Origin of the sequence: Nonomuraea antri (assembly GCF_013283785.1) — a bacterium.
Classification (GTDB): domain Bacteria; phylum Actinomycetota; class Actinomycetes; order Streptosporangiales; family Streptosporangiaceae; genus Nonomuraea; species Nonomuraea antri.
The window spans coordinates 66182-87199 of sequence record NZ_JABCPZ010000011.1; the positions used below are offsets into that span (position 1 = coordinate 66182).

General features: G+C 71.2%; 22 protein-coding genes. 15 read left to right on the plus strand and 7 right to left on the minus strand.

The window, feature by feature from the left end; translation table 11 throughout:
• Window positions 1-4: 4 nt before the first annotated feature.
• The 5 genes from HII36_RS06090 to HII36_RS06110 all read left to right on the plus strand — a co-directional run bounded on the left by HII36_RS06090 (window position 5) and on the right by HII36_RS06110 (window position 4542).
• The gene (locus tag HII36_RS06090) at window positions 5-874 is read left to right on the plus strand and encodes a lysophospholipid acyltransferase family protein (RefSeq protein WP_173522057.1); all 870 of its coding nucleotides are present in this window, start codon (window positions 5-7) and stop codon (window positions 872-874) included.
• A gap of 72 nt (window positions 875-946) precedes the next feature.
• A complete protein-coding gene (locus HII36_RS06095; RefSeq protein WP_173522058.1) occupies window positions 947-1738 on the plus strand; it encodes an SDR family NAD(P)-dependent oxidoreductase in 792 nt (263 codons plus the stop codon).
• Window positions 1739-1878: 140 nt separating this feature from the next.
• A complete protein-coding gene (locus HII36_RS06100; protein WP_173522059.1) occupies window positions 1879-2463 on the plus strand; it encodes an RNA polymerase sigma factor in 585 nt (194 codons plus the stop codon).
• A 2-nt stretch (window positions 2464-2465) separates the two neighbouring features.
• Window positions 2466-3485 carry an LCP family protein gene (locus HII36_RS06105; protein ID WP_173522060.1) on the plus strand — a complete coding sequence of 340 codons (1020 nt, stop codon included), beginning with the start codon at window positions 2466-2468 and terminating at the stop codon, window positions 3483-3485.
• A gap of 46 nt (window positions 3486-3531) precedes the next feature.
• The gene (locus HII36_RS06110) at window positions 3532-4542 is read left to right on the plus strand and encodes an alpha/beta fold hydrolase (RefSeq protein WP_173522061.1); all 1011 of its coding nucleotides are present in this window, start codon (window positions 3532-3534) and stop codon (window positions 4540-4542) included.
• Window positions 4543-4580: 38 nt separating this feature from the next.
• Here HII36_RS06110 and HII36_RS06115 read toward each other — a convergent pair whose 3' ends face one another.
• From HII36_RS06115 to HII36_RS06125, 3 genes are all read right to left on the minus strand, one after another.
• On the minus strand, window positions 4581-5456 hold the full coding sequence (locus HII36_RS06115; protein WP_173522062.1) for an HAD family hydrolase: 876 nt from the start codon (window positions 5454-5456) through the stop codon (window positions 4581-4583).
• Window positions 5457-5531: 75 nt separating this feature from the next.
• Window positions 5532-6170: a DUF5667 domain-containing protein gene (locus HII36_RS06120; protein WP_173522063.1), complete on the minus strand. Its 639-nt coding sequence runs from the start codon at window positions 6168-6170 to the stop codon at window positions 5532-5534.
• Window positions 6171-6232: 62 nt separating this feature from the next.
• Complete coding sequence (locus HII36_RS06125; RefSeq protein WP_173522064.1) at window positions 6233-6883, minus strand: sigma-70 family RNA polymerase sigma factor; 651 nt, start codon at window positions 6881-6883, stop codon at window positions 6233-6235.
• Between the two features lie 179 nt (window positions 6884-7062).
• Between HII36_RS06125 and HII36_RS06130 the strand changes: the two genes are divergently transcribed.
• Complete coding sequence (locus tag HII36_RS06130) at window positions 7063-8430, plus strand: putative quinol monooxygenase (RefSeq protein ID WP_173522065.1); 1368 nt, start codon at window positions 7063-7065, stop codon at window positions 8428-8430.
• Between the two features lie 9 nt (window positions 8431-8439).
• Here the strand turns inward: HII36_RS06130 and HII36_RS06135 are convergent, their stop codons facing one another.
• Window positions 8440-8673, minus strand: coding sequence for a glutaredoxin family protein (locus HII36_RS06135; protein WP_173522066.1), 234 nt, complete (start codon window positions 8671-8673; stop codon window positions 8440-8442).
• A 113-nt stretch (window positions 8674-8786) separates the two neighbouring features.
• Between HII36_RS06135 and HII36_RS06140 the strand changes: the two genes are divergently transcribed.
• The 6 genes from HII36_RS06140 (at window position 8787) to HII36_RS06165 (ending at window position 14931) form a co-directional block, all read left to right on the plus strand.
• Window positions 8787-9464 (plus strand): redox-sensing transcriptional repressor Rex, encoded by a 678-nt coding sequence (locus HII36_RS06140; protein WP_173522067.1) that lies wholly within the window; start codon window positions 8787-8789, stop codon window positions 9462-9464.
• Window positions 9461-10717 carry a glutamyl-tRNA reductase gene (locus HII36_RS06145; protein ID WP_173522068.1) on the plus strand — a complete coding sequence of 419 codons (1257 nt, stop codon included), beginning with the start codon at window positions 9461-9463 and terminating at the stop codon, window positions 10715-10717. The genes HII36_RS06140 and HII36_RS06145 overlap by 4 nt, the downstream gene beginning before the upstream one ends.
• A complete protein-coding gene (gene hemC, locus HII36_RS06150; protein ID WP_173522069.1) occupies window positions 10714-11634 on the plus strand; it encodes a hydroxymethylbilane synthase in 921 nt (306 codons plus the stop codon). Before HII36_RS06145 ends, hemC begins: the two co-directional genes overlap by 4 nt.
• Window positions 11631-13190 (plus strand): bifunctional uroporphyrinogen-III C-methyltransferase/uroporphyrinogen-III synthase, encoded by a 1560-nt coding sequence (locus tag HII36_RS06155; protein WP_173522070.1) that lies wholly within the window; start codon window positions 11631-11633, stop codon window positions 13188-13190. Before hemC ends, HII36_RS06155 begins: the two co-directional genes overlap by 4 nt.
• Complete coding sequence (hemB, locus tag HII36_RS06160; RefSeq protein WP_173522071.1) at window positions 13187-14170, plus strand: porphobilinogen synthase; 984 nt, start codon at window positions 13187-13189, stop codon at window positions 14168-14170. The genes HII36_RS06155 and hemB overlap by 4 nt, the downstream gene beginning before the upstream one ends.
• A 131-nt stretch (window positions 14171-14301) precedes the next feature.
• Window positions 14302-14931, plus strand: a complete 630-nt coding sequence (locus tag HII36_RS06165) for a bifunctional DNA primase/polymerase (RefSeq protein WP_173522072.1) — start codon at window positions 14302-14304, stop codon at window positions 14929-14931.
• A gap of 52 nt (window positions 14932-14983) precedes the next feature.
• On the opposite strand, the gene HII36_RS06170 is transcribed toward HII36_RS06165, so the two are convergent.
• Window positions 14984-15661, minus strand: coding sequence for a winged helix-turn-helix transcriptional regulator (locus HII36_RS06170; protein WP_173522073.1), 678 nt, complete (start codon window positions 15659-15661; stop codon window positions 14984-14986).
• 63 nt (window positions 15662-15724) lie between these two features.
• Here HII36_RS06170 and HII36_RS06175 point away from each other — a divergent pair, with 63 nt between their 5' ends.
• Window positions 15725-16588: an alpha/beta fold hydrolase gene (locus HII36_RS06175; RefSeq protein ID WP_173522074.1), complete on the plus strand. Its 864-nt coding sequence runs from the start codon at window positions 15725-15727 to the stop codon at window positions 16586-16588.
• Window positions 16589-16607: 19 nt separating this feature from the next.
• Window positions 16608-17888, plus strand: coding sequence for a glutamate-1-semialdehyde 2,1-aminomutase (gene hemL, locus HII36_RS06180; RefSeq protein ID WP_407940751.1), 1281 nt, complete (start codon window positions 16608-16610; stop codon window positions 17886-17888).
• A gap of 4 nt (window positions 17889-17892) precedes the next feature.
• Here hemL and HII36_RS06185 read toward each other — a convergent pair whose 3' ends face one another.
• Window positions 17893-18783 carry an EamA family transporter gene (locus HII36_RS06185; protein ID WP_173522075.1) on the minus strand — a complete coding sequence of 297 codons (891 nt, stop codon included), beginning with the start codon at window positions 18781-18783 and terminating at the stop codon, window positions 17893-17895.
• Window positions 18784-18966: 183 nt separating this feature from the next.
• Between HII36_RS06185 and HII36_RS06190 the strand changes: the two genes are divergently transcribed.
• Window positions 18967-19887, plus strand: coding sequence for a LysR family transcriptional regulator (locus HII36_RS06190; RefSeq protein WP_173522076.1), 921 nt, complete (start codon window positions 18967-18969; stop codon window positions 19885-19887).
• Window positions 19888-19919: 32 nt separating this feature from the next.
• On the opposite strand, the gene HII36_RS06195 is transcribed toward HII36_RS06190, so the two are convergent.
• Entirely contained in the window at window positions 19920-20780 is an 861-nt protein-coding gene (locus HII36_RS06195) for an EamA family transporter (RefSeq protein ID WP_173522077.1), read from the minus strand.
• Window positions 20781-21018 lie beyond the last annotated feature (238 nt).

Below are 21018 nucleotides of genomic sequence, written 5' to 3' on the forward strand. Positions count from 1 at the left end.
CCGCGTGATTCCCATCACCGCGGCGCCCTCGTTCGAGGATCCCGATCCACTCGCCAAGGCTTTGGCCTTCCTGCGCCGGCGCATCACCGGCGACTACGAGGTCGACGAGTTCGGCTACGACGCCGAGCTGACCGACAAGGTCCTGCTCGAACTGATCAGGCCGATCTACCGGCACTGGTTCAGGGTCGAGACGGTCGAGCTGAAGAACGTCCCCGAGGAAGGCGGCGCCCTCATGGTCGCCAACCACTCGGGCACGCTGCCGGTCGACGCGCTGATGATGCAGGTGGCGCTGCACGACGAGGCGGGCAGGGCGCTGCGGCTGCTCGGCGCCGACCTGGTCTACCAGCTGCCGCTGCTCGGCCACCTGTCACGCAAGACCGGCCACACGCTGGCCTGCCGCGAGGACGCCGACCGGCTGCTGCGCAAGGGCGAGCTGGTCGGGGTGTTCCCCGAGGGGTTCAAGGGCGTGGGCAAGCCGTTCTCCGAGCGCTACCGGCTGCAGCGGTTCGGCAGGGGCGGCTTCGTGGCCTCGGCCATCCGCGCCGGGGTGCCGATCGTGCCCACGGCGATCGTCGGGGCCGAGGAGATCTACCCGAAGATCGGTGATCTGAAGACGCTGGCCCGTATGCTCGGGCTGCCGTACCTGCCGATCACGCCGTTCTTCCCGCTGCTTGGGCCGCTCGGACTGGTGCCGTTGCCGTCCAAGTGGATGATCGAGTTCGGCGAGCCGATCCGCACCGACGAGTACGAACCGGCCGCGGCCGACGACCCGATGCTCGTGTTCAACCTGACCGACCACGTACGCGAGGTCATCCAGCAGCTGCTCAACGAGCTGCGGCTGCGCAGGGGCCACGCGTTCCCGCCTTTCCTGTAGAGCCGCGCAACCGTCGCGCCATCGGCGGTGTTCTCCCCGGCGTAACGAAGACACACTCACCGGAGGAACACCGTGGATCTTCAGCTTTCCGGCCGCGTGGCCGTAGTGACCGGCGCGTCCAGGGGCATCGGCCTGGCCGTCGCGCACACGCTCGCCGAGGAGGGCGCGCACGTCGTGACGGCCTCGCGCTCGCGCGGCGACCTGCCGGACAAGGCCGTGCACGTGGCGGCCGACCTGCTCGACCCGCAGGCCCCGGCCCGGGTGATCGAGCGGGCGGTGGCGGAGTTCGGCGGGGTGGACATCCTGGTCAACAACGCCGGCGGCCCGCCGCCCGGCGTCACGCTGCCCCGGGTCGGCTTCCTGACCCCGGACGACGCCGACTGGATGACCATGTTCGAGTTCAACCTGTTCTCGGCCATCAGGATGATCCGCGCGGCCGTGCCCGTCATGCTGGAGCGCGGCGGCGGCTCGATCGTGAACGTCTCCTCCGGCTCGGCCAGGCAGCCGGCCCCGATGAACGTCGACTACGGCGCGGCCAAGGCGGCCATGAACCACGTGAGCAAGGCACTGTCGGAGGAGTACGGCCCGCAGGGCATCAGGGTGAACACGGTCTCGCCCGGCCCGGTGCTCACCGACTGGTGGACCAAGCAGGGCGGCGCCGCCGGGGTGATCGCCGGCATGGCGGGCGCTGACAAGGACGGTGTGATCAACGAGGTCGCGCCGCAGATGATGCGCCTGGTCACCGGCCGCCTGGTGCATCCGAAGGAGATCGCGGACGCGATCGCGCTGCTGGTCTCGCCCCGCTCCGGCAGCACCACCGGCGCCGACTTCGCGATCGACGGCGGCTTCCTCAAGGAACTGTAGGCGTGAACCCGGGCGGCGGGTTCACCATGGAACCCCAGGCGTGAACCCGGACGGCGGGTTCCGCACGAGACCGCAGGCGTGAACCCGGGCGGCGGGTTGTGGCGAGACATCCCTGACCGATTCCCCACAGAAGGGCGGAGATGATCACACAGCCCGCCGCCGCCAGGGGCGCGGACGCCGCACTCGTCAGCGCCTCATGGACCGAACCCGAGGCGTTCGCCGAGCTCTTCGACCGCTACTCCGCCATGCTCTACCGCTACGTCTCCAAACGGCTCGGCCCCGAGCCCGCGGAAGACCTCGTCGGTGAGACGTTCCTGGTCGCCTTCTCCCGCAGGAAGAGCTACGACCTGTCGTACCCGGACGCCAGGCCGTGGCTGTTCGGCATTCTCACCAAGCTCATCTCGCGCCACCACCGCAGCGAGGCGGCCCGCTACCGCGCCCTGCTGCGCGCCCCCCAGGACCGCGCCGTGGAATCGCCGGCGGACCGGGTGGCCGCCGGTGTCACCGCCCAGGCGGCGCGTCCCGAACTCGCCGCCGCGCTGGCCGCGCTGCCCGCCAAGGACCGCGACGTCCTGCTGCTGATCGCCTGGGGCGATCTGACGTACGAGGAGGTCGCGCAGGCGCTCGGCATCCCGATCGGGACCGTGCGCTCCCGCCTCAACCGGGGCAGGCGGAAGGTACGAGCCGCGCTCGGCGACACCAACCCGATGCTGGAGGAGGAGTGACGATGGACGACCTGAAGCTGCTCCGCGACTTCGGCGCGGAACTGGAGCACGAGCCACCGGCGTCGCTGGTCAACCAGCGTCACCGCTTCCTGACCGACCGGCCGCGCAGGCGGACGGGGCGCAGGTGGGCCGGCTGGTGGACGGCCGGGCTCGTCGCGGTGGCCACCGCGGCCGCCGTGGCCGTGCCCACCCTGCTGATCAACGGCAACCCCGTCGCCGGGCCGGCGCAGTCCATCAAGGTGGACATGTCGGGCGTGCGCAACGTCCTGGTGATCGGCTCGGACACGCGCGAGGGCCCGGGCAACGCCAAGTACGGCCCGCAGATGGCCAAGTCGGACAGCGGCAAGCGCGCCGACACCATCGTGATCATGCATTTGCCCGCCGACCGGACCAAGGCCTTCGGGATCAGCGTGCCGCGCGACACGATCGCGCGCCTGCCCGCGTGCGGCTCGGAGCCGGCCAGGGACGACCAGATCAACTCGGCCTACGACCGGGGCGGCGCCGCCTGCCTGGAGCGGGCGCTCGAAAAGCTCACGGGCATCGGCATCGACCACCGCGTCGAGGTCGACTTCGCCGGCTTCAAGGGCATGGTCGACGCGCTCGGCGGGGTGGAGATGACCATCCCGCGGGCCGTGGACGACCCGAAGGCCAAGCTGAAGCTGCCCGCGGGCAAGTTGACGCTGAACGGCGAGGCCGCGCTCGGCTACGCCCGCATGCGCTACGGCGCCGGCGACGGCTCGGACGTCCAGCGCATCAAGCGCCAGCAGCAGCTCATGGTGGCGATGCTGAAGAAGGCCATGACGGTGGCGTCCGACCCGGTCAGGCTCAAGTCGTTCCTCGGACGGGCACGCGAGGCGGTCACCACCGATCTCGCCCTGGAGGAGATGTACGAGCTGGCCACCACGCTGGCGAAGACCAAGCTGACCTTCGTCACCGTGCCGGTCGAGCCGCACGAGCAGGATCCGAACCGGCTGCAGTGGAAGCAGCCCGAGGCCGAGGGGCTGTTCAAGAAGCTGCGCTAGAATCGGTATTGGACGGATCGTCTTATAGCGTCTTATAGTCGGCGGCATGGGCTTCAGTCGCAAGGCGCTCGCCGCCGGGCTGCTCGCCGGCGTCGGGGTCGGGGTCGCCGCCGGGATCGCCTCCCGGCGGCCGCATCCTCGGGAACGGCTCGGCGGGCACCGGGCCAGATCACTGACCGTGGAGACGGACGACGGCGTGCGCCTGGCCGTCGACGTCGACGCGCCCGACCGGCCGCGCCACGCCGTGGTGTTCGCCCACGGCTGGGTGCTGAACCGGCACTGCTGGCACTACCAGCGTGAGGCGCTGGCCGGGCAGGCGCTGCTGGTCACCTACGACCAGCGCGGGCACGGCCACTCCACCCCCGGCAGGTACGCCGACTGCACGATCGAACGGCTCGGCGCGGACCTGCGAGCCGTCATCGACGCCGCGGTGCCGCCCGAGCTGCCCGTGGTGCTCGTGGGCCACTCCATGGGCGGGATGACCGTCATGGGGCTGGCCGCGTCGGAGCCCGGGCTGTTCGGCTCGCGGGTGGTGGGAGTGGCGCTGCTCAGCACGTCGGCGGGCGGGCTGGCCGGCTCGACGTTCGGGCTGCCCGGTCCGCTCGGCCGGGCCGTGCCCAGGCTGACGCCGCTGGTGCTGGAACGGCTGCGTACCAGGGCCGCGTTCGTGGACGGGAACACGGCGATCAAGACGCGCGCCAACTGGCCGTTCACCAGGTTCACCGCGTTCGGGCCCCGGGCGCGGCGCGATCACGTGCGGTTCGTCAACGGCATGGTGGCCGCCACGCCGACCGAGGTGATGGTCGGCTTCTTCCACGGGATGATGGCGCACGACAAGCTGGCCGCGCTGCAGGCGCTGAGTCGGGTCGAGACGCTGGTGGCGGTGGGCACGCACGACCGGCTCACCTCGCCCGCGCACGCCCGCAGGATCGCGGCCGCGCTGCCGCACGCGCGGCTGGTGGTGATCCCCGGGGCCGGGCACATGATCGGCCTGGAACGCCCGGAGATCGTCAACGCCGAACTCACGGACCTCCTCGCCCGCGCCGTCCCGGTGTAAAGCGGCTACTGCGTGGGAGCGGATGCCTCGAAAGGCGGTTACTGCAGGGAGCGGTAGTGCCTGCGCAGGGCGATGCCCGCCGCGATGCCGCCGGCCACCGCGCCCGCGCCCGCCGCGATCGGCAGCGCGGTCAGCGTGGCCTTCCTGCCCGTGCGGAAGTCCTTGACCGGCCAGTCGTGCTTCTTGGCGTGCTCACGCAGCTCGCTGTCCGGGTTGATGGCCACCGCCTGCCCGACCAGCGAGAGCATGGGCAGGTCGTTGGCCGAGTCGCTGTAGGCGGTGCACCTGGTCAGGTCGAGGCCCTCCCTGCGGGCCAGCGCGCGCACCGCCTCGGCCTTGGCGGGCCCGTGCAGCAGGTCGCCCACCAGGTGTCCGGTGTAGATGCCGTTCCTGGTCTCGGCGACCGTGCCGAGCGCGCCGGTCAGGCCGAGCCGCTGGGCGATGACCCTGGCCAGCTCGACCGGGGTGGCGGTGACCAGCCAGACGCGCTGGCCGGCGTCGAGGTGGCTCTGGGCCAGCGCCCTGGTGCCGCCCCAGATGCGGTCGGCCATCACCTCGTCGTAGATCTCCTCGCCGAGGCGTACGACGTCGTCGACCTTCGCGCCCGCGACGAACGCCAGCGCGGTCTCCCTGGCCACCTTGATGTGCTCGGGGTTCTCGTTGCCGCGCAGCCGGAACACGGCCTGGCCGACGGCGAACTTCAGCAGGTCGGAGGTGGTGAACATGCCACGCGTGGCCAGCCCCCTGGCGAAGTGGTAGATCGAGGCGCCACGCATCATCGTGTTGTCGACGTCGAAGAAGGCCGCCGCCTGCAGGTCGGGCTCGACCGGGGGGACGGTCACCGCGGCCTGTGCCGCCGCCTCTCCGGCGGCTTGAGCCTCGGCCTCGTGTCGTCGTCGAATTAGCCGCCACATGGGCTTCAGCTTACCCACGCCGAGGGCGCGGCCCTGTCGTGCGCGGGGCCACGGGAGCGCCCTGCGGAGCGGGGCTCACTCGGGCGGCGCCACCAGGCCCTGGATGTAGTCCAGATAGCCCGCCGCCTGCCCCTGCTGGGCCTCGTCGAGCTGGTCGAGCATCGGCTCGACCTTCTCCCGCTGGTCCTCGGCGAACTTCTTGATCTTGGGGGAGCGCGGTTTGACCCGTTCGAGGCGGTTGATGCCCGAACGGGTGGACTGCTCCATGTCCTTGAGCGTCTTGCTCACCAGCGGCCCGCCGTTCGAGGCGCCGAGCAGCTTGGCGACCTCGTCCGCGCGGGCCTTGGCCGAGTCGAGCTCGCGCTCGCCGCGCTCGGCCTCGTCGGTGCTGAGGCGGACGAGCGTGCTCTCAGCGGCCCGCTTGAGCGGGTACAGCGTGTCGCCGGGGACGGACTGGTAGGTAGCGAACGCCGAGATCATCATCCCCGCGGCCAGCCCGGCCGTGGCCAGTTGCGAGAACAGCGGCCGGCGGCGCCGCTCGGGACGCCGGCGCGCCGGAGCCTGGTCGGGCTCGTCCGCGCCGGGAGCGGCGGTGACCAGCTCGGTGCGCAGCCGCTCGCGGAAGGCCGGATCGGGCCCGCCGCCCAGGTGAAGGCGACGCAGCTCCGTGAGGTGACCCTGCACGCGCTCTCGCCGCCGGCGCGCCCTACCCATGACAGCTCCCTGACGCCCCCGGGAAAGGTGACACCTGCCTAACGAGGCGCCGACGGTGGAGGTTACGCCAGGTCGTGCTTGAGTGCCCTGGCCAGCGCGCGAATGGCACGGAACTGCAGCGCTTTGATCGCTCCACTCTTCTTCCCCATGATCAACGCGGTTTCCGCGAGCGACAGTCCGTGCAGGAAACGCAGGACCACACATTCCTGCTGTTCGGGATTGAGATCTCGGACCGCCCGCAACACCCGGTCATTGATGATCGCCGTCACCACCGCGTTCTCCGGAATGTGTGAGCCGTCCAGCGGAACGTCGATGATTTCCCCGGTCGGGATCTCCAACCGGTACCGGCCCGACTTGAAATGGTCGGTCACCAAGTTCCTGGCGATGGTCACGAGCCAGGCGCCGAAGTCACGGCCCTGCCAGGTGAAGTCGCTGATTCTGCGTAGTGCGCGCAGGAAGGTCTCGCTGGTGAGATCCTCGGCGAGCGGGTGCGAACCGACGCGGAAATAGATGTAGCGGTAGACCAGATCGACGTAGCGGTCGTAGAGCGTGCCAAAGGACTCAGAACATCCGTTCTTGGCGCGGAGCACCAGCGTGCGTACGTCGTCGGGTACTGCTTCCTGCACCTCTGCGCGCATGGCGAATTCGCCCGTCCGGGCAGGTCCAGCGACCGCTGGAGCGAGTAGCCCGGCGAACGGCCACGAGTCAGGCATCCGGTATCCCTGGGGGTAAGGGGTGCGGCGTGCTCGAACACTCTAGAAATCAACCGCGGATTCCACAATCCACGGCCTGCTGGCATGACTAGGCGTAATCGGCAGATACCGTGTGGGACCGACCCGTTCCCTCTTCGGCTACCGGCTGGGAGGCATCGTCCGGCAGCATTGGAGTCACCATGGAGATCCTCGTCGCTGTCATAGCATTCGCCGGTGCGCTCCTCGCCGCGATCGCGGCCGGTGCCCTGATTCGCAGACTTCGTGATGAGTCCGAGGGCTGGTTGGCCGCCTGGACCGTTGCATTGGTCGCGTTGTGCCTGTCACTGGGCGTGATCGGCATCGGATACCTCATGGGGTTCGGCCCGCTGACCTTCCGGCTCTACCAGATCACCGGCGCGCTGCTGGCGCCGATCTGGCTGGCCATCGGATTGGCGCAGCTGCTGTCGGAGAAGACGCCGCCGAAGTTCCTCGGCTGGCTGTTCGGCATCGCGTTCACCATCGTGGCCACCGCGATCATGATCTTCGACCCGGTGCTCAAGGACGACGACCTGGGCAAGGCGCTGCCGCTGGCGCAGAACCACTGGGACGTGATCCCCAAGGGCCTGCTGACCGGCGCGCACGCCATCACCGCGCTGCTCCTGGTGGTGTGCCTGGTGGTCGCCGGGCTCAAGTGGCGCAACGGCGACGAGTACGACACCGACAACCTGCACACCGCCCTCGTCATCGCCCCTTCTGGCCTGGCGCTGGTCGGCGCGCTGCGCTTCACCGTGCCCGCGGTCTTCACCACGGTCCTGTTCCTGGTGGCCGCCGCGGCCGTCTGGTACGCCGTGCTGCGGCCGCTGGCGCCCTACGATGACGACGACGAGGACGACTTCGAGCCGGCGCCCCAGCAGCTGCCGCGCGAGGAGGCCACCAGGCCGGGCCGCAGGGCCATGCCTGAGCCCGTCGCGATGGCCGAGGTGCCCATGCCGCCACCGCCCCGCCGCCCGTCGGGCCTGGGCGATCTGGTGGCCGAATACCGCGCGGGGGAGAAGGAGATCGACTACGCCGCCCGCATGTCGCCGCCGCCCGACCCGGGCCCGTCGACCGGCTACATCATGAACGGCGCGCCCGCGCAGCCCGACTTCGCCATGCCGGCCACCGGCGCCGTCTACCCGGGAGCCGAGCTGTTCACCCCCGCCCCGACCCCCCAGCAGGCCATGCCGCAGGGGAGGCTCTCGCCCAACATCTACGGCCTGCTCACGGTCTTCACGATCATGGACGGCTCGGGCGACGCCTTCGACCGCCTGGCCGAGTCCACGGTCGAGGCGGTGCGCCGCGGCGAGCCCGACACCCTGGTCTACGCCTGCCACGCGGTGAAATCGGCGCCGCTGCAGCGCATCGTCTACGAGCTCTACCGCGACGAGGTGGCCTACCGCGATCACCAGCGCCAGCCGCACGTCGAGCGGTTCGTCAACGAACGTCAGTCGATGGTGCTGGCCACCAACATCATCGAGCTCAACGTCCAGGCCGCGAAGGTGGTGCCGCTGCCCACCGCCATGTTCTAGGACAGCTGTCTAAGACAGCGCGGCGCGCAGGCGGTCTTCCGAGACCCGCCAGAAGTCGTGCTGCACCCCGTCGATCAGTGTTACCGGGATCATCTCCCAGTATTTCTCCCTGAGCTCGTCGGAGGAGTCGATGCTGATCTCCTCCCACGGCACGCCCAGCTCACCCGCCACGCGGGCGATGGTTTCGCGTGCGTCGTCGCAGAGGTGACAGCCGGGCTTGCCGAGCAGGGTGATGCGATGCATACCACCACGGTAGCCCCTGACTTTGTGCGTCGGTTCACAAAGGGATTAACCTGAAAGACGGTTCGATTCCGTCACGCGGTCACCAAGCCGCCCGTTCCCTGGAGTCCCGGCACGTGAAGAGCCCGTCCCAGTCCCGTGATCGCGGTATCCCCGAGGCGACGGTCGCAAGACTTCCGTTGTACCTGCGGGCGCTGCACGGGATGGCGGAGCGTGGCATCGCCACCGTCAGCTCGGAGGACCTGGCCGTGGCCGCGGGGGTGAACTCGGCCAAACTCCGCAAGGACCTCTCGCATCTCGGCTCGTACGGCACCAGAGGCGTAGGCTATGACGTCGAGTACCTCGTCTACCAGATCTCCCGCGAGCTCGGCCTGACCCAAGACTGGGCGGTCGCCATCGTGGGCGTCGGTAACCTCGGCCGCGCGCTGGCGAACTACGGCGGATTCGTCTCCAGGGGGTTCCGTGTCGCCGCGCTGGTCGACGCCGACCCCGAAGTGGTGGGCGACACCATAGCGGGGTTGAATGTGGAGCACATCGACGAACTGGAAGCCGTGATCCAACGGCGTGGAGTCTCGATCGTGGTTCTGGCGACACCGGCGGCGGCGGCGCAGGAAGTGTGCGATCGCGTGGTGGCGGTCGGCGTGACCAGCATCCTGAACTTCGCCCCCGTCGTTCTTTCCGTTCCGGACAGCGTCGATGTTCGTAAGGTCGACCTATCAATCGAACTGCAGATTCTCGCGTTCCACGAGCAACGCAAGGCTGGGGGGCCACTCATGGCGGTGGACGGTCAATGAGTGTTCTGGCAATCGGACTGAGCCACCGGACCGCTCCGGTGGCCCTTTTGGAGCGGGTCTCCGTCACCGGTGACGCGCTCGTCAAACTCCTGCACGACGTCCAGCAGGACGCCTGCGTGGCGGAGGCCATGGTGGTCTCCACGTGCAACAGGGTCGAGGTCTACGTGACCGTCGACCGTTTCCACGCCGCGGTCAACGCCATCAGCGCGCTGCTCGGCGTGCACTCGGGCGTCCCGGTGGAGGAACTGACCCCGCACCTGTACGTGCACTACGAGGAGCGGGCCGTCGAGCACCTGTTCTCGATGGTGTGCGGACTCGACTCCATGGTCGTCGGCGAGGGCCAGATCCTCGGCCAGGTGCGCCAGGCGCTCAATCTGGCGCAGCGGCAGGGCACCGTCGGCGCCACGCTCAACGAGCTGGTGCAGCAGGCGCTGCGGGTGGGCAAGCGCGCGCACACCGACACCGGCATCGACCAGGCGGGGGCGTCGCTGGTCACCGCCGGTCTCGCGCTGGCCGGCGAGTTGGCCGGGCGGCGGGCGCTGGTGGTCGGCGCGGGCTCGATGAGCTCGCTGGCCGCGGCCACGCTGGCCCGCATGGGTGTCACCGACATCGTGGTGGCCAACAGGACGTACGAGCGAGGCGCGCGGCTGGCCGAGACGGTCGGCGGCCGGGCGGTGGAGTTCTCCGCGGTTCCCCGAGAGCTGGCGGCGGCCGACATCGTCATCACCTGCACCGGCGCCGGACGCCACGTGATCACCGCCGACATGGTGAGCCGCGGCGCGTTCCTCCTCGACCTGGCGCTGCCGCACGACATCGACCCCGAGGTGCGCCGGGTGCCCGGCGTCACGCTGGTCGACCTGGAGACGATCCAGGAGTCCGGCATCGGCTCGCGCGAGGGCGACTCGGTCGCCGCGGTGCGCCTGCTGGTGTCGGAGGAGCTGAACGCGTACCTGGACGCCGAGCGCGCCGCCAAGGTCACCCCGACCGTGGTCGCGCTGCGCAGCAAAGCCGCGGGCGTGGTCGAGTCAGAGCTCGGCCGCCTGCTGATGCGCGTTCCCGATCTCGACACCAAGGCCAGGGACGAGGTCGCCATGACCGTGCAGCGGGTCGTTGACAAGCTGCTTCACGAGCCCACTGTGCGTGTCAAGCAGCTCGCCACCTCCCCAGGAGGGGATCATTATGCGGAAGCGCTGCGCGAGCTGTTCAATCTGGATCCGAAGATGCCCGAGGCCGTGAGGGAGGTGGAGCTGTGACATCGCGGACGGACGCGCTCCGGCTGGGAACCAGGCGCAGCCTCCTGGCGACCGCCCAGTCCCAGATGGTCGCCGACGACTACACCGCGGCCACCGGCGCCACCATCGAGCTCGTCGGCGTCACCACGTTCGGCGACGTGACCAAGGCCGCGCTGGCGCAGCTCGGCGGCACCGGCGTGTTCGTCACCGGCCTGCGCGACAAGCTGATCGAGGGCGAGATCGACTTCGCCGTGCACTCGCTGAAGGACCTGCCGACCAAGCAGGACGAACGCTTCACCCTGGCCGCGCTGCCCACCAGGCACGACCACCGCGACGCGCTGGTCGGCCCGCACAAGTTCGCCGACCTGCCCACCGGCGCCAAGGTCGGCACCGGCTCGCCGCGCAGGATCGCCATGCTCCGCGCGATCAGGCCCGATCTGCGGTACGTCCCGATCCGCGGCAACGCCGACACGCGCATCGGCAAGGTCACCTCGGGCGAGCTCGACGCGGTCGTGCTCGCCTCGGCCGGGCTGGCCAGGATCGGCCGCAGCGCGGAGATCGCCCAGATCTTCGAGATCGAGGAGCTGCTGCCCGCGCCGGGCCAGGGCTGCCTGGCGGTCGAGTGCCTGTCGGCGCGCGCCGATCTCGTCGACTTCCTGGGCGTGCTCGACGACCCGCGCAGCCGCTCCGCGGTGGCCGCCGAGCGCGCCGTGCTGGCCGCGCTCGAAGCCGGCTGCTCCGCGCCCGTGGGTGCGTTCGCGGTCGATGACGGGCACACTCTGAACCTGACCGCGGAGGTCGTCGCTCTCGACGGCACGCAAGCGGTCCGCAAGTCCGCCGCCGGCTCTCCTTCGGAGGCAGTCACCCTGGGCCGCCGCCTCGCGGCCGAGATGATCGCCGAAGGGGCCGACAGATTGATGGGGGAGCATTCCCATTGAGCTCCGATAGTCCGACCTCCGGTTTCGTCGCCTTCGTCGGCGCGGGTCCCGGTGACCCGAACCTGCTGACGCTCCGCGCCGCCGAGCTGCTCGGCAAGGCCGACCTCGTCGTCCTGCCCGAACCGCTGCGCGGTGAGGAACAGCGCGTCCCGCTGCTGCGGCACTGCCGCCCCGGCGTGGACGTCGTCGAGGGCGACTACCTCGAGCGCGCCGAGAAGGGCGCGCTCGTGGTGCGTCTGTGCGAAGGCGACCCGATGTTGTTCTCCTCGATCACCGAGGAGGTCGGGGCCTGCGCGGCCGCGGAGGTGGACTTCGAGATCGTGCCCGGCGTGCCGCCCGCGACCGCCGTGCTCACCTACGCGGGCATCCCGCCGGCGACGGCCGTGCCCGAGTTCAGGATCGTCGACGCCGCGCACGAGCAGGACTGGGCCGCGCACGCGGCCACGCGCGGCACGCTGGTCATCTACAACGGCGTCGCCGACGCGGTGGCCATCGGCAAGGCGCTGATCGCCGGCGGCAAGCCGGACACCACCCCGGTCGCGGTCAGCAGCGCGGGCACCACCACCGAGCAGTACACCGTGGTGTCCTCGCTGGGCCGGCTGCAGCCCGATCTCAAGCACGCCGGTTTCACCGAGCCCGCGCTGATCGTGGTCGGCGAGGCCGTGGGCCTGCGCGAGAAGCTGTCGTGGTTCGAGACCAAGCCGCTGTTCGGCTGGCGGGTGCTCGTGCCGCGCACCAAGGAGCAGTCCAAGAGCCTGTCGGAGCAGCTCATCTCGTACGGCGCGGTGCCCGAGGAGGTGCCGACCATCTCGGTCGAGCCGCCGCGCACCCCGCAGCAGATGGACCGCGCGATCAAGGGCCTGGTCACCGGGCGCTACGAGTGGGTGGCCTTCACCAGCGCCAACGCGGTGAAGGCGGTGCGCGAGAAGTTCGAGGAGTACGGGCTCGACGCGCGGGCCTTCGCCGGGCTCAAGGTGGCCGCCGTGGGCGACGCCACGGCCAGGGCGCTGGTGGAGTTCGGCGTGAAGCCCGACCTGCTGCCCTCGGGCGAGCAGTCGTCGGAGGGCCTGGTGGCCGAGTGGCCGCCGTACGACTCGATGCTCGACCCGATCAACCGGGTGCTGCTGCCGCGGGCCGACATCTCGACCGACACGCTGGTGGCCGGGCTCACCGAGCTGGGCTGGGAGTGCGACGACGTCACGGCCTACCGCACGGTCCGCGCCGCGCCGCCGCCCGCGCCGATCCGTGAGGCGATCAAGGGCGGTGGGTTCGACGCGGTGCTGTTCACCTCGTCGTCCACGGTGCGGAACCTGGTCGGCATCGCCGGCAAGCCGCACAACGTCACCGTGATCGCGGTCATCGGGCCGCAGACGGCCAAGACGGCCGAGGAGTTCGGGCTCAGGGTCGACGTCATGGCCGACAGGCCGTCGGCGTCCGCGCTGGCGTCCGCGCTGGCCGAGTACGGGGCCAAGCAGCGTCAGGCCGCCGTGGCGGCCGGTGACACCCCGCGCAAGCCGTCGCAGAACCGCAGAGGCGCCAGGAGGAGGACCAAGTGAGCGCGCAGTTCCCCGTCGCGCGGCCGCGCAGGCTGCGCCGCAGCCCGGCGATGCGGCGCATGGTGTCGGGCACGCGGCTGCACGCCGCCGACCTGATCCTGCCGATGTTCGTCAAGGAAGGGCTCGACGAGCCGCAGCCGGTGGCCTCGATGCCCGGCGTGGTGCAGCACACGCGAGACTCGCTGCGCAAGGCCGCGCACGACGCCGCCGAGGCGGGCGTGGGCGGGCTGATCCTGTTCGGCATCCCGGCGGTCAAGGACGCCCGCGGCTCGGCCGCCGACGACCCCGACGGCGTGCTCAACCGGGCGCTGCGCGACGTGGTCGCCGAGGTCGGCGACGCGCTCGTGGTGATGGCCGACACGTGCCTCGACGAGTTCACCGACAACGGGCACTGCGGCATCCTGACCCCGTCCGGCGACGTCGACAACGACGCCACGCTGGAGCGCTACGCCGCCATCGCGGTGGCCCAGGCCGAGGCCGGGTCCCAGATGGTGGCGCCGAGCGGGATGATGGACGGCCAGGTGGGCGTGATCAGGGCGGCGCTCGACGGCGCCGGCCACGCGAACGTGCCGATCCTGGCCTACTCCGCCAAGTACGCCTCGGCCTTCTTCGGGCCGTTCCGCGACGCCGCCGAGTGCGCGCCGCAGTTCGGCGACCGCAGCACCCACCAGCAGGACCCGGCGGGCCCGCTGGAGGAGGCGCTGCGGGAGCTGCGGCTCGACCTGGCCGAGGGCGCCGACGCGGTCATGGTCAAGCCGGCCCTGGCCTACCTGGACGTCATCAGCGCCTTCCGCGCCGAGTCCGACGTGCCGGTGGCGGCCTACCAGGTGAGCGGCGAGTACGCGATGGTCGAGGCGGCGGCGGCCAACGGCTGGGTGGACCGCGAGCGGATGATCATGGAATCGCTGGTGGCGATCAAGCGGGCGGGCGCCGACCTGATCTTGACCTACTGGGCGACCGAGGTCGCACGCGGCCTCTAACCTAGGGGTTTCCCGTCAACTCGTGGGGCCTGTGCGTTAGAGTGCGATAACAAGTGCTGGTGTGTCCCGGGGTGTGCGTAGGGCCCGGAGCCGGGGCCTCCTCAGGCGCTGTGACTTCGACGGGAGACACCATGGTGGGGGTACCACTGGCTCGGCGTACCAAAAAGCGGTCGCGCCCGACGCGAATCGACGCCGTGCTCGACTACGCGGCACTCGGCTGGCCCGTGGTGCCCGGCGCCCACCCGTTGTCCCAGGGCGCCCGCGCGTGCTCGTGCGACCGGGTGGGGTGTCCCGACCCGGGCGCGCATCCGCTCTCGCCCGCCTGGCAGCTGCAGGCCACCACCGACACGGCCCAGCTCACCCGCTGGTGGCAGGCCGAGCCCGAGGCCAACGTCATCCTGCCCACGGGCCGGGTCTTCGACGTGTTCGACGTACCCCTGTCCGCCGGGCTCTCCGCCCTCACCCGAATCGACAACGCAGAAGCCCACCCAGGCCCGGTCGCCGCGAACGGCGACCGGGTCTTGTTTTACGTGGCCACCCGGGGCAACCCGGAGGACGAGGACGAATGGTGGTCGTGTCATCTCGACTGCGACCCGGCGATGATCGACGACACGCCGGGCCTGAGGTGGCACTGCCGCGACAGCTACGTGCTCGCGCCGCCGTCGCTGCTGCCCACCGGGCAGCCGGTGTCGTGGCTGCGCGCCCCTGACGGCCGGCCGCTGCCCGACCCGCTGCGCATCCTGGAGTGGCTGGCGGACTGACCGGCCGAGGCCGGCCTGCCGTGACTGGCCTGCCGTGACTAGCCGGTCGCGACTAGCCGGCCGCGGCTCCCGTGCGCGGGGGCCGGGGCGCCGCCTCGACCAGGCGCCGCACCGCCGCCACGTCTCCCGTCACCGTCAGCTCGCCCGACTCGATCGCGGCGGCCAGCGCGCGCTCGTGCCCGAGCACCGCGCGCAGCGCGTCAGGCCCGGCCGTCACCACCGCGTCAGGACGCCCGGGACGATCCCCGCGCATCACCGTCGTGAGCGCGCCCCGCGTCACCTCGACGTGATAGACCTCGCGCTCCACCTCGAACCGGTACGACGCCGACCACCCGGGATCGGGCTCTCCGGGGAAGTAGGCCCGCAGACCGAGGAAGATCGTGTCGGCGCTCAGCTCGCCCTCCAGCGGGACCACCGGCGAGCGCATCCCCCACACCCGCAGCGCGGCGAACACCGGCTCCAGCTCGGCGCCCCACTCCGTCAGCTCGTACACCTTGGCCGAGGCGGGCGGCGGCAGCGTGCGGTGGCGCAGCACGCCCACCCGCACCAGCTCGCGCAGGCGCTGCGCCAGCACGCTCGGGCCGGCGCCGGGCAGCGCGGCCTGCAGCTCGGCGAATCGCCGCGGGCCGAGCCGCAGCTCGCGCACCACCAGCAGGGCCCACCGCTCGCCGACCAGGTCGAGCGCGTGGGCGATCGGGCACGCCTGCCCGTAGGTCCGCTTTCCCGTCATCACGTCCTCCTCTTACTATGAAAATAGTAGCGCACACTACGAATTTAGAAGTACGGTGCTGGCATGAGTGAGCGCATCGTCCGAGTCGACGACATCGAGCTGTGCACCCAGTCCTTCGGCAAGCCGGGCGACCCGGCCATCCTGCTCATCGCCGGGGCCGAGTCGAGCATGGACTGGTGGGAGGACGACCTCTGCCACCGCCTGGCCGAGGGCAGGCAGGTCATCCGCTACGACACCCGCGACACCGGCCGCTCCACCGCCTTCCCGGTGGGCGCGCCGCCGTACACCGAGTCCGACCTGGTCACAGACGCGCTGGGCGTGCTCGACGCGTACGGGGTCGAGCGGGCGCACGTGGCCGGCGTCTCCATGGGCGGCAGCCTGGCCCAGCACCTGGCCGTCGAGCATCCGGAGCGCGTCGCCACGCTCATCCTCATCTCCACCGGCCCGGGCGGCGACGACCTGCCGCCCATGAGCGACGAACTGGCCAAGCGGTTCGCCGAGCCGGCGCCGGGACCCGACTGGTCCGACAGGGAGTCGGTCATCGCCTACTTCCTGGCCGGCGAGCACACCTTCGCCGGCGACCTGCCCGTCGACGAGGAACGGGTGCGCCACATCGCCGGCCGCGCCTTCGACCGCAGCCGGAACATGGCCACCGCGACCAACCACTGGCAGGTCGGCTTCGGCGAGCCGGTCAGGCCCCGGCTGGGCGAGATCACCGCGCCGACGCTGGTGCTGCACGGCACGAAGGACCCGCTGCTGCCGTTCGGGCACGGCGAGGCGCTGGCCCGCGAGATCCCCGGGGCGCGGCTCGTCCCGCTGCCCGGCGTCGGGCACCAGATGCCGCCGCGCGAGGTGTGGGACGTCGTCGTCCCCGCGGTCCTGGAGCACACGGCGGGTGGCGATGGGGGCGGCGACCGGCGGGGATAACCTGGTTCGAGTGAGCCGCATACAGAACTCCGAAGACCTGTTCACCCGTGCCAAGGCCGTCGTGCCCGGCGGCGTCAACTCCCCGGTGCGCGCGTTCGGCGCCGTGGGCGGCACGCCGCGGTTCATGGCCTCGGGCGAGGGGCCCTACATCACGGACGTCGACGGCAACCGCTACGTCGACCTGGTGTGCTCCTGGGGCCCGATGATCCTCGGCCACCGCCACCCGGCCGTCGTCGAGGCCGTGAGCAAGGCCATGTCCAGCGGGTTCTCCTACGGCACCGCCACGCCGGGCGAGGTGGAGCTGGCCGAGGCCATCGTGGGCCGGGTCGCGCCGGTGGAGAAGGTGCGCCTGGTCAGCTCGGGCACCGAGGCGACCATGAGCGCGGTGCGGCTGGCCCGCGGGTTCACCGGGCGGTCCAAGGTGATCAAGTTCGCCGGTTGCTACCACGGGCACGTCGACGCGCTGCTGGCCTCCGCCGGGTCGGGCGTGGTGACGTTCGGGCTGCCCGACACGCCTGGCGTCACCGGGGCGTCGGCGGCCGACACGATCGTGTTGCCGTACAACGACATCGAGGCGGTGGAAGAGGCGTTCGCGGCGGCCGAGATCGCCTGCGTGATCACCGAGGCGTGCCCGGCGAACATGGGCGTCGTGCCGCCCGAGCCGGGGTTCAACGCGCGGCTGCGCGAGCTGTGCACCGCCAACGGCGCCCTGCTGATCATCGACGAGGTGCTGACGGGCTTCCGCGTGTCGCCGTCCGGCTGGTACGGGCTCGACCCGGTCGACGCCGACCTGATGACGTTCGGCAAGGTCATGGGCGGCGGCCTGCCCGCGGCGGCGTTCGGCGGCCGGGCGGACGTCATGGCGAACCTCGCCCCGGAAGGCCCGGTCTACCAGGCGGGCACGCTGGCAGGTAACCCGCTGGCCTGCGCGGCCGGCGCGGCCACCCTGCGCGCGCTCGACGCCGACGCCTACGCCAGGGTCGACGCCGCCGCGGTCGCGGTGGGCGAGGCCGCGGCGGGCGCGCTGGCCGAGGCCGGGGTGCCGCACCGGCTGCAGCGCGCGGGCAGCCTGTTCTCGATCTTCTTCACCAACGGCCCGGTGACGAACTTCGCCGAGGCCCAGCGGCAGAACACCCAGGCGTTCACCGCGTTCTTCCACGCGATGCTGGAGCAGGGCGTCTACCTGCCGCCGTCGGCGTACGAGGCGTGGTTCCTGTCGGCCGCCCACGACGACGAGGCGCTCGACCGCATCGCCGCCGCCCTCCCGCACGCGGCGAAGGCGGCAGCGGCGGTGCTGTAGGCGCTCAGGGTTTGAGCGCCGTCTCCATCGCGGGCTCGGGCGGCGCCGGCCGCCTGGCCCGCGGTCTGGTGCCCGCATACAGGACACCGCAGACGATCAGCGCGGCGGCGGCGAGCTTCGGCGCCGACAGGGGCTCGCCAGTCGCCAGCGCCGCCGACGACATCCCGAACACCGGCACCAGCAGCGTGTACGGCGCCACCGTCGAGGCGTCGTAACGCCGCAGCAGGAACCCCCACACCCCGAAGCCGCCCAGCGTCGAGACGAACGCCACGTACGCCAGCGACCACCAGCCCTCGGCCGGCGCGGCCAGCGAAGGCGCGCCCTCCAGCAGGAACGACAGCAGCAGGAGCGGCGGCGCGGACAACGCGCTCACCCACACCATGAACCGCAGCGCGTCGGGCGGCGCGCTCCGACGTTGGACCACGTTGCCCAGGCCCCAGGCCGCGGCGGCGGCCACGCACAGGGCGAACGCGCCCAGCGGGCCGGACGCGCCGACGTCGAACGCCACCAGCGCCAGCCCGCAGAACGCGACGGCCAGGCCGATCACGCGCCGGGCGGTGAGCCGCTCACGCAGCAGCGTCACCGCGAACAGCACGGTGAACAACGCCTGTGTCTGCAGGACCAGGGAGGTCAGCCCGGCCGGCATCCCGGCCCGCATGCCCACCAGCAGCAGGCCGAACTGGCCGACGCCGATCGTGGCCGCGACGCCGAACACCCAGCGCCAGGCCACCGCGGGCCGGCCGACGAACAGCAGGGCGGGGAAGGCCGCCAGGGTGAACCTGAGCCCCGCGTACAGCAGCGGCGGGAAGTGATTCAGCCCCACCTGCATGACGACGAAGTTGACCCCCCACACCGCCGCCAGGCCGACGGCCAGGGCGAGGTGGCGTGGTCTCACGCAACCTTCTGGTAGCGGATGCGCTGCTCGCGCGCCTGCTCCGCCAGCACCTTCAGGTAGGAGGTGGTCGTGCGCTGCTGGGACTGCTTCTTGTTCTTAAGGATTCGCATACATATATTTTCGTTTGCTACAGATTGAAGGACAAGCGAGACTTTCTACGCTAAACCCTTTAGGCTGGCTTACATGTTGGACCTGAACCGGCTCAAGGCCCTTCACGCAGTTCACGTCTATGGCTCGGTGGGCGCGGCGGCCGACGCGCTCATGGTCACGCCGTCCGCGGTGTCCCAGCAGATCGCCAAGCTCGAACGCGAGACCGGCGCCCGGCTGGTGGAGCGCAACGGGCGCGGCGTGCGGCTGACCGACGCCGCCGGGCTGCTCGCCGACCACGCCGAACGCATCCTCGCCCTGGTCGAGACCGCCGAGGCCGACTTCGAGGCGCTGCGCGGCCAGGTCGTGGGCCGGCTGAACATCGGCGCGTTCGCCACCGCCACGCGCGGCCTGATGCCGCACGCGATGGTCTCGCTCCGCCGGCGCCACCCCGACCTGTACATCCAGCTGAACGAGCGCGAGCCGGAACGCGTGGTCCGCGAGGTGGCCAGGGGCGAGCTGGACCTGGGTGTGATCCAGGACTGGATGAACCGCCCGATGGCCATCCCCGACGGTCTCTCCCGCGCCACGCTGCTCGACGACGTGGCCGACGTGGTGCTGCCCGCCGACCACCCGCTGGCCGGCCGCGAGGAGGTGGAGCTGGCCGCGCTGCACGGCGAGCGGTGGATCAGCTCGACGCCCGGCACGGTCTGCCACGACTGGCTGGTGTTCACGCTGCGCAGCGCCCAGCTCGAACCCGAGATCTCCTGCATGGCCGACGAGTACCCGACCCAGCTCGCGCTGGTGGCCGCCGGGCTGGGCTGCGCGATCGTGCCGCGGCTCGGCCGCGACTGCGTGCCCGACGGTGTCAGCATCGTGCAGCTCAGGCCGGTGCAGACGCGCAGGATCTACGCCGTCTGGCGCACCGACGCGGCCCGGCGTCCGGCGATCAGGGCCACGGTCGAGGCCATCGTCGAATCCAGCCGCCGCCAGGAGACCGTCTGGGCGCTCAACTGAACGTCCCCCGGCTCAACTGAGCGACTCCCGGCTCAACTGAGCGCGATGGCCACGACCCCGCCGAGCATCACGCCCGCCGCGAGCAGCCGCCGCCGCAGGTCGCCCTCGGCCAGCAGCCGCCCGCCGAGCACCACCGCGATCAGCACGCTCACCTCGCGCGCCGGCGCGACCACGCTGACCGGCGCGAGCTGGAAGGCGAACAGCACCAGCAGGTACGACAGGAAGATCAGCACCGCCGCGCCCAGGATCCCGAACCGGTGCTCGCGCCAGATTGGCCGGATCAGCGCCCGCCGCCCGGTTCCGAGCACCGCCGGGGTCAGCACCAGCGCCCGCCCGGTCTCGCCCAGGTAGTTCAGCATGATCGGCGCCACCGCGAACGCGCTCACCACCTGGGAGTCCCACACCGTGTAGGCGGCGATGAACAACCCCACCGCCAGCCCGAACGCCGTCCCCTTCAGGTCGGCCGCCCCCCGGCCCCCGCTCATCAGGAACACCCCGGCGCCGACCAGCAGGATCCCGGCGACGCCCAGCGGGCCCGGGCGCTCGTCCAGCATCAGCACCGCGACCAGGCTCGCCAGCATCGGCCCGGTGCCCCTGGCCACCGGATAGACCACCGACAGGTCGCCCTTGCGATAGCCGAGCTGCAGCAGCACGAAGTACCCCAGGTGCACCAGCGTGCTCACCCCGGCGAGCCCGAGGTCGGTCCACGTCGGACGGACCCCGGTGACCAGCAGGAACCCGGCGAACAGCGGCGCCCAGATCACCGTGGCGGCGGCGGCCACCAGCCACAGGAAGACGATGCCGTCGGCCTGGGAGGCCTTCTTGCTGAGCAGGTTCCAGCAGGCGTGCGCGACGGCGGCGACGAGAACGAGGACGAGCGCCCATGGACTCACGAGGCGACTCCTTCCGTGTCGAGCGGATAGGAGCCTCCAGGCTTTTGTCCCGTCAGCTGTGCGGCCCCACGCCGGGGCCGGGGCGCCGCTCGGACCTGTCTTCCTGCCCTGATTGTCGGTCAGCTCGGCGGGCCGGACGCGGAACCCTAGGCGCGTTCGGCTCGACTCTACCCAGGACGCGCGAAACCGCCCAGGCGGGCCCCGCCTATACCGGCCATCGAAGCGGATAGGCTGTGGC

Coding starts and splice junctions, on each gene's coding strand:
- HII36_RS06100 (WP_173522059.1), top strand. CDS start 1,879: ATGATCACACAGCCCGCCGCCGCCAGGGGCGCGGACGCCGCACTCGTC.
- HII36_RS06105 (WP_173522060.1), top strand. CDS start 2,466: ATGGACGACCTGAAGCTGCTCCGCGACTTCGGCGCGGAACTGGAGCAC.
- HII36_RS06110 (WP_173522061.1), top strand. CDS start 3,532: ATGGGCTTCAGTCGCAAGGCGCTCGCCGCCGGGCTGCTCGCCGGCGTC.
- HII36_RS06115 (WP_173522062.1), bottom strand. CDS start 5,456: ATGTGGCGGCTAATTCGACGACGACACGAGGCCGAGGCTCAAGCCGCC.
- HII36_RS06120 (WP_173522063.1), bottom strand. CDS start 6,170: ATGGGTAGGGCGCGCCGGCGGCGAGAGCGCGTGCAGGGTCACCTCACG.
- HII36_RS06125 (WP_173522064.1), bottom strand. CDS start 6,883: ATGCCTGACTCGTGGCCGTTCGCCGGGCTACTCGCTCCAGCGGTCGCT.
- HII36_RS06130 (WP_173522065.1), top strand. CDS start 7,063: ATGGAGATCCTCGTCGCTGTCATAGCATTCGCCGGTGCGCTCCTCGCC.
- HII36_RS06135 (WP_173522066.1), bottom strand. CDS start 8,673: ATGCATCGCATCACCCTGCTCGGCAAGCCCGGCTGTCACCTCTGCGAC.
- HII36_RS06145 (WP_173522068.1), top strand. CDS start 9,461: ATGAGTGTTCTGGCAATCGGACTGAGCCACCGGACCGCTCCGGTGGCC.
- HII36_RS06165 (WP_173522072.1), top strand. CDS start 14,302: ATGGTGGGGGTACCACTGGCTCGGCGTACCAAAAAGCGGTCGCGCCCG.
- HII36_RS06170 (WP_173522073.1), bottom strand. CDS start 15,661: ATGACGGGAAAGCGGACCTACGGGCAGGCGTGCCCGATCGCCCACGCG.
- HII36_RS06175 (WP_173522074.1), top strand. CDS start 15,725: ATGAGTGAGCGCATCGTCCGAGTCGACGACATCGAGCTGTGCACCCAG.
- HII36_RS06190 (WP_173522076.1), top strand. CDS start 18,967: ATGTTGGACCTGAACCGGCTCAAGGCCCTTCACGCAGTTCACGTCTAT.